Genomic DNA, 12707 nt, shown 5'->3' with positions numbered 1-12707 from the left:
ATACCCCGACACCCCGCCCACAACGTAGACGCTGTGCGAGCTGCGACGTGCTCCAGCCGCGGTAAGAGCGGGCGTCTGGCGGAATGGCGTTGCATCTTGATGGGTAGGTTCTCAGCGGGGTTTTGCGCTAGGGATTAGGCTTGGCCTGTCTGTCGAAATGCCGGACTAATTACACAGGAGATACAAGTGAGCCCTTCAGGACCCCGCGACGGCGATTCCCGTAACAACGGTCAGGATGACCGTCGTTCGAACCAGAGTGGCCGACCCTCGAACGAGCGACCTTCCGGTGGCCGTGATGGTGCCAAGCCTCCCTACCGTGGCAACTCCGACCGCCCCCAGCAGGGTGGAGAACGGCCGCCGTATCGCGGTAACTCTGATCGGCCCGCCTATGGCGGCAATGACCGGGCTCCGTACCGTGGCAATTCGGATCGTCCGGCTCAGGGCGAGCGTACTCCGTACCGGGGAAACTCTGATCGACCTTCCGGCGGCAATGACCGCGCACCGTACCGTGGCAATTCGGATCGTCCGGCTCAGGGCGAGCGTGCTCCGTACCGGGGAAACTCTGATCGACCTTCCGGCGGCAATGACCGCGCTCCGTATCGAGGCAATTCGGATCGGCCCGCGCAAGGCGAGCGTCCTCCGTATCGGGGTAATTCTGATCGTGCGTCTGGTGGAAACGACCGTGCGCCGTATCGGGGTAACTCGGATCGTCCTGCCCAGGGTGACCGTGCCCCGTACCGTGGCAACTCTGACCGACCCTCCGGCGGCAACGAGCGTGCTCCCTACCGTGGCAACTCTGACCGCCCGGCGCAGGGCGAGCGTGCTCCCTACCGTGGCAACTCTGACCGCCCGGCGCAGGGCGAGCGTCCTCCGTATCGGGGTAGCTCTGACCGCCCGGCGCAGGGCGAGCGTCCTCCGTATCGGGGTAGCTCTGACCGCCCTGCCCAGGGTGAGCGTCCTTCGTACCGTGGCAACTCTGATCGTCCGTCCGGCTCCAACGATCGTGCTCCATACCGGGGCAACTCTGATCGCCTTGCCCAGGGCGGGGACCGTAAGCCGTGGGCCAAGGATGGCGCACGGCCCGACCGCAGCGATCGGCCGAGCAACGACCGACCGCGCAGCGACAACGACAGCAAGCCGTGGACCCAGCGCGGCGGTTCACCGAACCGTGCCGGTGCCCCGCGCGTCGACGCCGGCAAGAAGCTGTGGACCCGCGACGGCGCTCCGGCCCGTAACGACCGCGATGCCCGCGTCGTCGAAGAGGAGATGACCGAAGAGCAGCGCATGCAGCGTGAGCTGCGTTCGGTGCGTCCCCGTCACGATGACCCCGAGCTTCCCGACGACATCACGGCCAACGACCTCGACCGCATCGCGCGGAACGAGCTGAAGACCCTGACCAAGGAGAACGCCGAGACCGTTGGCCGCCACCTGGCCATGGCGGCACGCGTCATCGACGAGAACCCGCAGCTCGCCCACCAGCACGTGATGAGCGCCGCCCGCAGGGCCGGCCGCATTGGAGTTGTGCGCGAGAGCCTCGCGATCACCGCTTATGCCACCGGCGACTTCGCCCTGGCCCTGCGCGAACTGCGCACCTACCGTCGCATTTCCGGCTCGAACGACCAGCTGCCCCTCATGGTCGACAGCGAACGTGGCGTGGGCCGTCCCGACCGGGCTCTCGAACTTGGTCGCTCGGTCGACCGCAGCACGCTGTCCCCGTCCGTACAGGTTGGTCTGGCCATCGCCATGTCGGGGGCACGCCTCGACCTCGGTGAAACGGATGCCGCGCTCGTTGAACTCGAAATTCCCCAGCTCAACCCCAACACGGCCTTCTCCTACAGCCCCGAGCTGTTCGCCGCCTACGCAGAGGTTCTGAGCGAACTCGGCCGCGAGGACGAAGCTGACGAGTGGCTCGAACGGGCCTCTCGCGCTGACGCCGCCCTCGGTGCCTCCGGTGACGATGACGAAACCATCGAAATCGAAGAGATGGAAGAGGACGACGATGACGCCCTCGCCGACTTTGCGGCTGACGCCGGCGATGATGACGACGATGACGAATCGGTCGACGCCGGCGAGGCTGCTCGTGCAGTTGCCGCGGCCGGCCTCGGCGATGCTCCGGCGACGGCCGTTGATCCAGCGTCTGCCGTTGAGGTTGACGACGCCGACGACCAGACGAACGCCGAGGACGACGCTGCGGCATCCGTTTCGCAGGATGACGAAACGGAGCCGGATGCTGCATCGCCGAAAGCCTGAGTCGGCGACGCCACTCGATGGCGTTGACGTGCTGCTGGCCGATCTGGACGGTGTGGTTTATGCGGGTCCGGCGGCGATTCCGTTCGCCGTTGAAAGCCTGAACCGTGCCGCTGACACGATGCGCGTGGGCTACATCACCAACAATGCCTCGCGTACCGACCAGTCGGTTGCCGACCACCTCACCCAACTCGGGCTGAGCGTGGCCGCAGGGGATGTCGTCACCTCTCCCCAGGCAGCCGTGCGGCTGCTCGCTGAGCAGGTGGCACCCGGCTCGAGCATCCTCGTGGTGGGTGGCGACGGTCTGGTCGATGAGGTGGTCAAGGGCGGTTTCGTCGTGACGCGCTCGGCCGACGACAAGCCGGCCGCCGTCATCCAGGGTTTCTCACCCGACGTCGGCTGGGTGCACCTGGCCGAAGCGGCGTTCGCATTGAATGCCGACGGCGTGGGCACCGGAATTCCGTGGATCGCGACCAACACCGACTGGACCATTCCGGTGGCCCGCGGCATCGCTCCCGGCAACGGAACGCTTGTTTCCGCCGTGCACACGGCTGTGGGCCGGCTGCCGCTCGTGGCAGGCAAACCCGAAGCGGCCATCTTTCTGGAGGCGACTCGGCGGTTCAACGCGAAGAACGCGCTCTTCATCGGCGACCGGCTCGACACCGACATTCTCGGTGCCAACCGGGCCGGCATCCCCGCCGTACTCGTGCTCACCGGCATCGACCGGGCCAAACAAGCCCTCGCCGCCGACAAGGAGTCGCGGCCGGCGTTCATCATCGAAAACCTGCAGCAACTGCACGAGCCGTACCCGGAAACGGTGTTCTCCAAGGACGGTTCGACCGCGACGGTGAACGGGGCCAGCGTGCGGGTGCATGGCAACGACGTGCAAATTCTCAAGGCAGGCGACGGCGGGGTCAACCTGCTGCGCGCGGCCTGCGCCGCGATCTACCGATCCGGGCGGGCGATTTACGGCCTCAACGTTCCGGAGCGACTGTATCTCGAGCAGTAGCCTAGAGCTGTGAACCCCGAACCAGAATCGGTCGATCTCGCGGCGCAACTCGTCGACATCGAGACCCAGCCGCTCGAAGCGCGCGCTGAGGCCTTTGGGCAGCTGCACGAGCAGCTGCGCGAACAACTCGAGAACGCCGACACCGACCAGGCGGGCCAGGCGTGACCGACGCCTCCGTGCCGAATTTTCGCCGAGACCATGAAACAGACCCATTTATGCCCGAGCACGTGAACGACGCTGACCCGACCGATACCGCCCCGTTTGACGGCCCGCCAGAACGGATGCCCGCCTCCCGCCTCGACGCCGCCCTCGCCGATCGTGGCCTGGTTCGGTCCCGAACGGTCGCTGCCAAACTCATCGCCGACGGCCTCGTCACGGTCAACGGAGTGCCGGTCGTGAAGGCCAGCACCAAAGTAGACGCGGACGCTGTTCTCGAGGTGGCCGCGACCGACCACTACGTCAGCCGGGGCGCCCACAAACTCAATGCAGCTCTCGACGCCTTCAACCTCGACGTCAGCGGCCGCACGGCTCTCGACGCCGGAGCGAGCACCGGTGGGTTCAGCCAGGTACTGCTCGAACGCGGCGCAGCTCAGGTGATCGCCGCCGATGTCGGCCACGGCCAGCTGGCAGCGCAACTGAAGATCGAGCCGCGGCTGTTGTTGGTCGAGGGGTACAACATCCGCTATGCGACCCCGGAAACGCTCGCCGGGGCATCCGGAATCGCGGAACGGCCCGACCTCGTCGTGGCCGACCTGTCGTTTATCTCACTGACCACCGTGTTGCCGGCCCTCGTGGCCACGGCCGCACCCGGCGCCGACTTCGTGCTGCTGATCAAGCCGCAGTTCGAGGTGGGTCGCGGCGGCATTCGCGAGGGCATCGTGCACGATAGGGGCCTGCGCAGCGACTCGGTGGCCGGCGTGCTCTGGGCCGGCTGGGACCTGGGCCTGAAGACCTGCGGCGTCATCGCCTCACCCATCATTGGGGCGGCCGGAAATCACGAGTATCTGTGCTGGATGAGCGCCACGGCCGGCACAAATCCGACAGAATGGATGGACCGGGTCGATTCCGTGGTGGGAGCGTGACGAGATGAGTGACACCCCGCGGTATTTTCTGATTGTGGCGCACACCGGCCGGGCCGACTCGCTCGAGGCCGCCGCGACGGTCTGCGAGCAGCTCATCGCTGCCGGCGCCGTGCCCGTGCTCGCGCTCGATGAGCGGGCCGACCTGCTCGCTTCATCGCCCGAACTGAACGGCCACATTGCCATTCTCGGGGAAACCGTAAAAACCGACGAACTCGAGCTGGTCATCGTGCTCGGCGGCGACGGCACCATCCTGCGATCGGCCGAACTCGTGCGCGGCTGCTCGGCACCGCTGCTCGGTATCAACCTTGGCCACGTGGGTTTTCTCGCCGAGAGCGAGCGTGACGACCTCGGCGAGGCCGTGCGTCGAGCACTCAAGGGCGACTACGAGGTCGAGGAACGCCTCGCCCTCTCGGTGCGGGTCAAGGTCGCCGACGAGGTCGTCTACGAAACCTGGGCGCTCAACGAGGTCACCGTCGAAAAAGCCAGCCGCGAACGCATGATCGAGGTCGTCGTCGAGGTTGACGGTCGTCCGCTGTCGTCGTTCGGCTGCGACGGCGTCGTGCTCTCGACCCCGACCGGCTCAACCGCCTACTCGTTCTCGGCCGGCGGCCCGATCGTCTGGCCCGGCGTCGAAGCGCTGCTGCTGGTGCCGCTCAGCGCCCACGCCCTGTTCGCGCGGCCGCTTGTGGTCGGCCCGGAGTCGTCCCTTGCCGTTGAAGTACTCTCCCGTACCGGCGCCCGCGCCGTGCTCTGCGCCGACGGACGCCGCACCCAGGACCTCCCAACCGGCGCCCGCGTGATCGTGCGCCGTTCCACTGTTCCGGTGCGGCTGGCCCGCCTGCACATCGGGCCATTCACCGACCGCCTGGTCAACAAGTTCGACCTGCCGGTCACCGGCTGGCGCGGCCCGGTCGGCCGCGAGTGATCGACGAGCTGTTCATCCGCGACCTCGGCGTCATCGCCGAGGCCACGCTACCGCTCGGCCCCGGCTTCACCGCCGTCACCGGCGAAACCGGCGCCGGCAAGACCATGGTGGTCACCGCCCTCGGGCTGCTGCTCGGCGATCGAGCGGATGCCGGCACCGTGCGCCAGGGTCAGCCGCAAAGTTTCGTGCAGGGCCGTTGGGTCATCGACCCGGCCAGCGCCGTGGCCGACCGTGTGCGCGACGCCGGGGGAGACCTCGACGGGCCGGAACTGATCCTCGGGCGATCGGTCTCGAGCGAAGGGCGCAGTCGCGCGATGGTCGGCGGCCGTGGCGCTCCGGCGAGCGTACTCGGTGACCTGCGCAACGACCTCGTCGTGGTGCACGGCCAGAGTGATCAGGTGCGCCTGCGCTCCGCCGCCGCCCAGCGCGACGCCCTCGACCGCTTCGCCGGGCCCGATCTCGCCGCCGTTCTCGGCGACTACCAGCACGCCTTCCACCGCTGGCAGGCCAATCAACAGGATCTCGATCGGCTGGTCACGGAGCGCGACCTGCGTGCTCGCGAGGCCGACGACCTGCGCGCTGCACTGGCCGAGATCGAAACGGTCGCCCCGCAGCGCGGAGAGGACGCCGAGCTGGCCGAGCGTGCTGAACGCCTCGGCAACCTCGAAGAGCTGCGCCTGGCCGGCGAGCAGGCCCGTCAGCTCATCTCCGCCGAAGACAACCCCGACGACCTGCCCGACGTCGTTGCCCTGCTCGAAACCGCCAGGCGCGCCCTCGACCGGGTCGCGCCGCACGACGTCGCCCTGCCGTCGTTGGTCGCGGCGATCGCCAACGTCGGTTTCGTCGTCGCCGACATCGCCGCCGAACTGGCCAGGTATCTGGACGGCCTCGACGCCGACGGTGCCCGCGAACTCGAAATCGTGCAGGAACGCCGCGGCGAACTGGGAATCCTCGCCCGCAAGTACCCAGGCGGTCTCGAGGAAGCCATCGAATTTCTGGACACCGGCAGCACGCGGCTGCTCGAGCTCGACTCCGACTCCGAGAGAATCGATGAGCTCAGCGCCGAAGCGGATGCTGACCACACGCTGGTCACCGACCTCGCCGCCGCCCTCACCGCGTTGCGCCTGGCGGCAGCCGTGCAGCTCGGCGCCCGGGTGACCTCAGAACTCGGCGCGCTGGCGATGCCGGACGCCGTGCTACTCGTGGAGGTGGAACCTGGCCCCGAGTTCACGATCACCGGCAGCGACCTCGTACGCCTGCTGCTGCAGCCGCACGCGGGCGCCGAACCCCGGGCGTTGGCGCGCGGGGCATCCGGTGGCGAATTGTCGCGGGTCATGCTCGCCATCGAGGTCGTCATCAACGCGACCGACCCGGTACCCACCTTCGTCTTCGACGAGATCGATGCCGGCGTGGGCGGGGCCGCCGCCATTGAAATCGGACGCCGGCTGGCTCGACTGGCCGAAACCGCCCAGGTGATCGTGGTCACCCACCTCGCCCAGGTCGCAGCGTTCGCCGGTAACCACCTCAGTGTGGTCAAGGACAGTGACGGATCCGTCACCGCCTCGAGCGTGCGCCAGCTGCGCGGCGACGACCGGGCCGCCGAAATGGCGCGCCTGCTCTCGGGGCTGCCCGACTCGAAGAGCGGCCTCGAACATGCCCGCGAACTGCTCGACCTCGCGAAGCCAAAGTGATCGGCGAAATTCAGGTGATAGCATTGAAGCCCGTGGTGGAAAATATACTTACGGATAGATCAGACGGCACGACCAAGCACATCTTCGTGACCGGGGGTGTGGTCTCCTCGCTCGGTAAGGGCTTGACGGCGGCCAGCCTCGGAAACCTTCTCACTGCACGCGGCCTGCGGGTCGTCATGCAGAAGCTTGACCCCTATCTCAACGTCGACCCGGGAACGATGAACCCGTTCCAGCACGGCGAGGTCTTCGTGACCGACGACGGCGCGGAGACCGACCTCGATATCGGGCACTACGAACGTTTTCTCGACATCAACCTCGGCCAGTCGGCCAACGTGACGACCGGGCAGATCTACTCGCAGGTCATCGCCAAGGAACGCCGCGGCGAATATCTCGGCGACACCGTGCAGGTCATCCCGCACATCACCGACGAGATCAAGCGTCGCATGCGCCTGCAGGCCAGTGACGATGTGCGCCCCGACGTGATCATCACCGAGGTCGGCGGCACCGTCGGTGACATCGAAAGCCAGCCGTTCCTCGAGGCCGCCCGCCAGGTGCGCCACGAACTCGGCCGCGGCAACGTTTTCTTCGTGCACGTTTCGCTCGTGCCGTTCCTCGGCGCGGCCGGCGAGCAGAAGACCAAGCCCACTCAGCACTCCGTCGCGACTCTGCGCTCGATCGGTATTCAGCCCGACGCCCTCGTGCTGCGCAGCGACCGGCCGGTCTCTGAGTCAAACAAGCGCAAGATCGCGCTCATGTGCGACGTCGACGAAGACGCCGTCGTCAACGCCGTCGACGTTGCGTCGATTTACGAGATCCCGACCATGCTGCACGACCAGGGTCTCGACAAATACATCGTCAACGCCCTCGGCCTCGTGGCCGACGTCGTCGACTGGTCCGGCTGGGAGAACCTGCTCGAAGCCGTACGCCACCCCAAGCACGAGGTCACGATCGGTCTGGTCGGCAAATACATCGACCTCCCGGATGCCTACCTCTCGGTTACCGAGGCGCTGCGAGCCGGCGGATTCGCCAACCAGAGCAAGGTCAAGATCGTCTGGATCGGCTCCGACGATTGCGAAACCGACGAGGGAGCGGCCCGCCTGCTCGGCGAACTCGACGGCATCTGCGTGCCGGGCGGCTTCGGCATCCGCGGCATCGAGGGCAAGCTCGGCGCCCTCAAGTTCGCCCGCGAAAACGGCATCCCGGTGCTCGGACTGTGCCTCGGCCTGCAGTGCATGGTCATCGAATACGCCCGCAACAAGGCCAACCTGCCCGGAGCATCCTCGAGCGAGTTCGACCCGGAAACCGAGTTTCCGGTCATCGCGACCATGGAAGAGCAGGTCGAGATCATCGCCGGCGGCGACCTCGGCGGCACCATGCGCCTCGGCCTCTACCCGGCTACCCTCGCCGAGGGGTCCCTCGTCGCCGAACTGTACGGCGAAAACTCGGCGTCCGAACGTCACCGTCACCGCTACGAGGTCAACAACGCCTTCCGCGACCAGATCGCCCTGGCCGGCCTGTGGTTCTCCGGAACCAGCCCCGACCGCCACCTGGTCGAATACGTCGAGCTCAAGCGCGAGGAACACCCGTTCTACGTGGGCACGCAGGCCCACCCCGAGCTGCGGTCACGACCGAACCACGCGCATCCGCTGTTTCGCGGCTTGATCAAGGCCGCGCTCGACCGCCAGCAGGCCAGCCGCCTGTTCGAGGTGAAAGAAGAACTCAGTGCCTGAACTGCAGGATGACGTCGCGCCGGTCGAGGTAACCGCGAGCGACATCGTCTATGACGGCGCCATCTGGAACGTGCGTCGCGATAGCTTCGACTACAACGGCGCGAGCATCACCCGCGAGTACCTCGACCACCCCGGCGCGGTCGCCGTACTCGCCCTCGACCAGCAGGACCGGGTGCTGCTGATCAAGCAGTACCGGCACCCGACCGGCCTGCGCGGTTGGGAACTGCCGGCCGGACTGCTCGACGTGAGCGGCGAGAACGCCGTCGTCGGAGCGAAGCGCGAACTGGCCGAAGAAGCGGATGTCGTCGCTTCCGAGTGGGCGCTGCTCACCGAGTTCTACACCTCGCCCGGCGGCAGCAACGAAGCGATTCGGGTCTACCTCGCCCGGGGCATCTCGGCGGTTGCCGCGTTCGCCCGTACCCACGAAGAAGCCGACATCGAACTGCGCTGGGTTCCGCTGGACGAGTGCGTCGACGCCGTGCTGGCCCGTCGCATCTCCAACCCGATCCTGATCGTGGCTGTTCTGGCCGCCCAGGTGGCGCGTTCACGCGGTTGGAGCACGCTGGCGGCGGCAGACCTGCCGTGGCCGCGGCATCCGCTCAGCATTCATTCGCGCAGCAGTCACACCGCCGCCTGAACATGTCGATCGCCACGGCGGTGGATGGGTATCTGCGGCACGTGTCGGTCGAGCGCGGTCTCGCGGCGAACACCGTCGCCGCCTACCGCCGTGATCTCGGGGTGTACACGGCCTGGCTTGGGGCAGATTCGGCTGAGGGTGCGCCGCGGCCGATCACCGACCTGCGCGACGTCACCCGAGCGCACATCTCGGCCTTCGTGCAGTACCTCGGACTGCGCCCGGAATCGCCGCTGACGGCGGCTTCCATCGCCCGCGGTCTCTCGACCGTGCGCGGGTTTCACCGGTTTCTGCAGGGTGAGGGCCTCGTCGAAACGGATGTTGCGCACGACACCAAACCGCCCAAACTGGCCCTGCGCCTGCCCAAGGCGATCTCGATCGACCAGGTCAGCGCGCTGCTCGCGGCCACCGACGGCGACGATGTGCAGCGCCTGCGCGACAAAGCCCTGCTCGAACTGCTCTACGCTACCGGCGCCCGGGTGAGCGAGGTAGTCAACCTCAACGTCGACGACGTGCTCGTGGAGGAGTTCGACTCGGTGCGCCTGACCGGCAAGGGCGACAAACAGCGCATCGTGCCGGTCGGCAGTTTCGCGCGCGCCGCCGTCTCCGATTACCTGGTGCGAGCGCGGCCGATGCTGTCGGCTCGCGGACGCTCGACGCCGGCCCTGTTTCTCGGGCTGCGCGGGCAGAGGGTGAGCCGGCAAAACGCCTGGCTGATCATTCGCGCTGCCGCCGAACGCGCCGGGCTCACCGTGCCCGTCTCGCCGCACACCCTGCGACATTCCTTTGCGACACACCTGCTCGCCGGAGGGGCCGACGTGCGCGTGGTGCAGGAACTCCTCGGCCATTCCTCGGTCGCGACCACCCAGATCTACACGCTGGTCACGGTGGACACCCTCCGCGACATGTACACCCTCGCCCACCCCCGAGCGCGCTGATCAGGGGGCACAGCGGCGATCCTTGCGGTGACGGGCCGAACACTCGCTACAATCGACCAAGTGATGGGTGCAGGACAAATCAAGGACGGGCCAGTGACGCGTAAGTTGAGCGACCGAATTTCGCTACCCGGTTTCGACGATATGCCGGTCGGTCCGACCGGACGAGAAAAACACGAATTCGCCGAACCGGAGCCTCTGAAAAGCCACGGTCCGGCCCGCATCATCTCCCTCTGCAACCAGAAGGGTGGCGTCGGCAAGACCACGACGACCATCAACCTCGGTGCCGCCCTGGCCAGCTACGGCCGCCGCGTGCTGGCCGTCGACTTCGACCCGCAAGGCGCCCTCTCGGCCGGCCTCGGCGTACCCACCCACGACGTCACCACCATCTACGACCTGCTGCTGAACGGCAAGGTCGACCCGAGAGACGCGATCCAGCCGACCTCGGTCGAGGGACTCGACGTTATCCCGGCCAACATCGACCTCTCCGCCGCCGAGGTGCACCTGGTCAACGAGGTCGCCCGCGAGCAGATTCTGGCCCGCGTGCTGCGCAAGGTGTCGGCCGACTACGACGTCATCCTGATCGACTGCCAGCCCTCGCTCGGCATCCTCACCGTGAACGCCCTCACCGCGAGCCACGGCGTGCTGATCCCGCTCGAGTGCGAATTCTTCGCCCTGCGCGGCGTCGCCCTGCTCATCGAAACCATCGACAAGGTGCGCGACCGACTCAACCCGGCCATCGAACTCGACGGAATCCTCGCCACTATGTACGACTCCCGCACCCTGCACTCCCGCGAGGTACTCGAGCGCGTCGTCGACGCCTTCGGCCACAGCGTGCTCGAAACCGTCATCGGCCGCACCGTGAAATTTCCCGACGCGAGCGTCGCCGGGGTTCCCATTACCGACTTCGCGCCCGAGCACGCGGCCGCTAAGGCCTACCTACAGGTGGCCCGCGAACTGATCCACCGTGGCGCAGTCGCCTAGCGCGGCCGAGAAGCCCGCGTTTTCGGTCGCCCTCGGCAACTTCGAAGGCCCGTTCGACCTGCTGTTGAAACTGATCACGCGGCACGAACTCGACATCACCGAGATCTCGCTCAGCCAGGTCACCGACGAGTTCATCTCCTACCTGCGCGGGCCGGGCGCTGCCGAAGAACTCGACCAGGCCACCGAGTTTCTCGTCGTCGCCGCCACACTGCTCGACCTCAAGGTGGCCGGACTGTTGCCGCAGGGTGAACTCGTCGACGCCGAAGACGTGGCGCTGCTCGAAGCCCGCGACCTGCTGTTCGCCCGCCTGCTGCAATACCGCGCCTTCAAGGAAGCCGCGGGCTGGTTCACCGGTCAGTTCGACGTGGAGACCCGCCGGCACGTGCGGTCGGTGCGACTCGAGGAGAAGTACCGTCAGAAGACTCCCGAGCTGGTCTGGACACTCTCCCTCGCCGATTTCGCCGCCCTGGCCGCCGTGGCCCTCGCACCGCGCGAGCTGCCCGTTGTGGGCCTCGACCACCTGCACGCGCCGCTGGTCAGCATCCGCGAACAGGCCGCCTACGTCGTCGCCATGCTGCAGTCGGGGGAGCCGGTCTCGTTTCGGCAGCTCATCGTCGGGGCCGACCTGAAGGGCGTCATCATCGCCCGCTTTCTCGCGGTGCTCGAACTGTACCGTCATGGCGCCCTCTCCTTCGATCAGATCGAGCCCCTCGGCGAGCTCACCCTGCGCTGGAGCAGCGACTCTTGGTCCGATGAAAACCTGGCATCCCTCGGAGCCGACTATGACAATTAGAAACCCGACAACCGACACGCGATCGCGCGCCCCGCAAACGGATGCCGCAGCATCCGTTTCGCCAGCGGCCAGCGACCTCGACCGCCAGCTCGAAGCCGTGTTCATGGTCGCCGACGAACCGCAGGGCCTCGTGCACCTCGCGACCGCCGTGGGGCGGCCGATCGCTGAGGTAGCGGCATCCGTTGCGCGGCTGGTGGCCGATTTCGACGGCATCAGCAGCCCCGACGGTATGAAAGCGGTGCGCCGCGGTTTTGAGCTGCGCGAGGTCGCCGGTGGCTGGCGCATCTACGTGCGTGCAACGCACGATGAGCTCGTGACCGACTTCGTGCTCACCCAGAATCCCAGCCGGCTCAGCCAGGCGGCGCTCGAAACCCTCGCCGTGATCGCCTACAAGCAGCCGATCAGTCGCGGCCAGGTCGCCAGCATTCGCGCCGTCAACGTCGACTCCGTCGTGCGCACCCTGCTCGGTCGCGGCCTCGTCACCGAGGCCTTCACCGACAGTGAAACCGGCGCGATCAACTACGCCACCACAGACTTGCTGCTCACCCAGCTCGGAATCAACTCGCTCGACGAGTTACCCCACCTTTCGCCGTTGCTCGACGGCGGCATCGACGGATTCGAGGATCTACTTTGACCGACAACACCCCCCAGGACCAAGCCCCGCGCGACCCCAACTT

12 protein-coding genes are annotated in these 12707 nt (G+C 67.1%); all 12 read left to right on the top strand.

The window, feature by feature from the left end:
* Positions 1 to 1266 precede the first annotated feature (1266 nt).
* The 12 genes from CXY78_RS05435 (at position 1267) to CXY78_RS05385 (ending at position 12664) form a co-directional block, all read left to right on the top strand.
* Entirely contained in the window at positions 1267 to 2250 is a 984-nt protein-coding gene (locus CXY78_RS05435; RefSeq protein ID WP_233197485.1) for a hypothetical protein, read from the top strand.
* Positions 2228 to 3256 carry an HAD-IIA family hydrolase gene (locus CXY78_RS05430; protein WP_092339526.1) on the top strand — a complete coding sequence of 343 codons (1029 nt, stop codon included), beginning with the start codon at positions 2228 to 2230 and terminating at the stop codon, positions 3254 to 3256. The genes CXY78_RS05435 and CXY78_RS05430 overlap by 23 nt, the downstream gene beginning before the upstream one ends.
* Positions 3257 to 3265: 9 nt before the next feature.
* Positions 3266 to 3421 carry a hypothetical protein gene (locus CXY78_RS21215; RefSeq protein WP_166789869.1) on the top strand — a complete coding sequence of 52 codons (156 nt, stop codon included), beginning with the start codon at positions 3266 to 3268 and terminating at the stop codon, positions 3419 to 3421.
* A gap of 116 nt (positions 3422 to 3537) precedes the next feature.
* Complete coding sequence (locus tag CXY78_RS05425; protein ID WP_104088444.1) at positions 3538 to 4338, top strand: TlyA family RNA methyltransferase; 801 nt, start codon at positions 3538 to 3540, stop codon at positions 4336 to 4338.
* Between the two features lie 4 nt (positions 4339 to 4342).
* A complete protein-coding gene (locus CXY78_RS05420; RefSeq protein ID WP_092339527.1) occupies positions 4343 to 5263 on the top strand; it encodes an NAD kinase in 921 nt (306 codons plus the stop codon).
* The gene (recN, locus tag CXY78_RS05415; protein ID WP_092339528.1) at positions 5260 to 6954 is read left to right on the top strand and encodes a DNA repair protein RecN; all 1695 of its coding nucleotides are present in this window, start codon (positions 5260 to 5262) and stop codon (positions 6952 to 6954) included. Before CXY78_RS05420 ends, recN begins: the two co-directional genes overlap by 4 nt.
* 35 nt (positions 6955 to 6989) lie before the next feature.
* Complete coding sequence (locus CXY78_RS05410; protein ID WP_233197486.1) at positions 6990 to 8684, top strand: CTP synthase; 1695 nt, start codon at positions 6990 to 6992, stop codon at positions 8682 to 8684.
* Positions 8677 to 9321 (top strand): NUDIX hydrolase, encoded by a 645-nt coding sequence (locus tag CXY78_RS05405; RefSeq protein ID WP_092339529.1) that lies wholly within the window; start codon positions 8677 to 8679, stop codon positions 9319 to 9321. The genes CXY78_RS05410 and CXY78_RS05405 overlap by 8 nt, the downstream gene beginning before the upstream one ends.
* 2 nt (positions 9322 to 9323) lie before the next feature.
* The gene (xerD, locus tag CXY78_RS05400) at positions 9324 to 10256 is read left to right on the top strand and encodes a site-specific tyrosine recombinase XerD (RefSeq protein ID WP_104088426.1); all 933 of its coding nucleotides are present in this window, start codon (positions 9324 to 9326) and stop codon (positions 10254 to 10256) included.
* Positions 10257 to 10397: 141 nt separating this feature from the next.
* Positions 10398 to 11237, top strand: a complete 840-nt coding sequence (locus CXY78_RS05395; RefSeq protein ID WP_233197536.1) for a ParA family protein — start codon at positions 10398 to 10400, stop codon at positions 11235 to 11237.
* Entirely contained in the window at positions 11221 to 12030 is an 810-nt protein-coding gene (locus tag CXY78_RS05390; RefSeq protein ID WP_104088425.1) for a ScpA family protein, read from the top strand. Before CXY78_RS05395 ends, CXY78_RS05390 begins: the two co-directional genes overlap by 17 nt.
* Entirely contained in the window at positions 12020 to 12664 is a 645-nt protein-coding gene (locus CXY78_RS05385; RefSeq protein WP_104088423.1) for an SMC-Scp complex subunit ScpB, read from the top strand. The genes CXY78_RS05390 and CXY78_RS05385 overlap by 11 nt, the downstream gene beginning before the upstream one ends.
* Positions 12665 to 12707: the final 43 nt, after the last annotated feature.

This window comes from Cryobacterium sp. N19, from assembly GCF_002929595.1.
GTDB lineage: Bacteria > Actinomycetota > Actinomycetes > Actinomycetales > Microbacteriaceae > Cryobacterium > Cryobacterium flavum.
Note: the sequence above shows the minus strand (reverse complement) of the source record. Positions and strands in the feature narration are given on the sequence as shown.